We start from the raw sequence: 1173 nt of genomic DNA, 5'->3' as shown, positions 1-1173 counted from the left end.
CATACCAACAATCTCACTCATCTCGACCGAGCTCAATTTCAAACCCGGCATTGCCTCGGATAAGCTTTTTCGAACCTGAGCCTCATCAGCATTCGCCGTGAGCGAAAACAGCAGACTTAGACAGATAATATACCGAACTAAACGCATACAAACCTCTATAATTAAAACCTATGTAAGGCTTGGCAAAAAACCAAGCCGTTTTTTAATTGAACATTATTTGTATGACAAGCTAAACGGAATTAAGTTCATCTACAAGAACTTATCGTTAACATTTTGTTATGTAGTACTAGGCTCTAGGATGAAAATCTTGATGTAAATCGTATAAGCGCTGTTTAGCTATATGAGTGTAAATCTGAGTTGTTGACAAATTTCCATGCCCCAGTAATAGCTGTACAACACGCAAGTCTGCACCATGATTCAAGAGATGAGTTGCGAAAGCATGTCTTAAGGTATGAGGTGATAATTTTTTGTTAATACCGGACTCAATCGCATACTTTTTAATTCGATGCCAGAATGTTTGCCTTGTCATTTGCTGTGATCGAGAACTTGGGAAGATGACGTGACACCCAGATGAGCCCGCTAGCTCTGGCCTGGCTTTCGACAAGTATTCGTCCAGCCAATCCAAGGTCGGCTCCCCCACAGGAACCAAACGCTCCTTACCACCCTTTCCAAATAAACGAATTAAGCCTTGCTGGACATTTAGTTGCTCAAAATTCAGGGATACCAATTCTGACACCCTTAGGCCGGAGCCATACATAACCTCTAACATTGCCCTATCACGCAAGCCAAGCACCTCAGAAACGTCCGGAGCCGCCAATAACTTCTCAACCTCTGCTTCAGTAAGAGAACTGGGCAGCATACGCGGCAACTTGGGGTTATCTATATTGAGTGTTGGGTCTATGGCGATTATGTTTTCGCGCACTAGAAAGCGGTAGAAGCGCCTTAAACAGGATAATAAGCGTGAACTGGACGAAGACTTAAGCCCTCTTTCCAAGCAGTCCGATAGATAATCATAGATATCACTTTCGCCAGCCTGATGTAGCTCTAAAGTGCGCTTTTTATGGAGCCACGAAGCAAATTGCTTTAAATCGGATCGGTAAGCAGACAAGCTATTGTCACTTAGCCCATTCTCTAGCCACAAAGTGTCAAGAAAACGCTCTGTATACGTCATCA

The 1173-nt window shown here is 43.3% G+C and carries 1 protein-coding gene; it reads right to left on the bottom strand.

Annotated features, from left to right (window positions below):
- Positions 1-286: 286 nt before the first annotated feature.
- Positions 287-1171: a site-specific tyrosine recombinase XerD gene (gene xerD / locus A3735_RS24380; RefSeq protein ID WP_068510830.1), complete on the bottom strand. Its 885-nt coding sequence runs from the start codon at positions 1169-1171 to the stop codon at positions 287-289.
- Positions 1172-1173 lie beyond the last annotated feature (2 nt).

This window comes from Oleiphilus sp. HI0061, assembly GCF_001635675.1.
The sequence above is the reverse complement of the archived record's forward strand: the minus strand, read 5'-3'. Positions and strand labels throughout refer to the sequence as shown.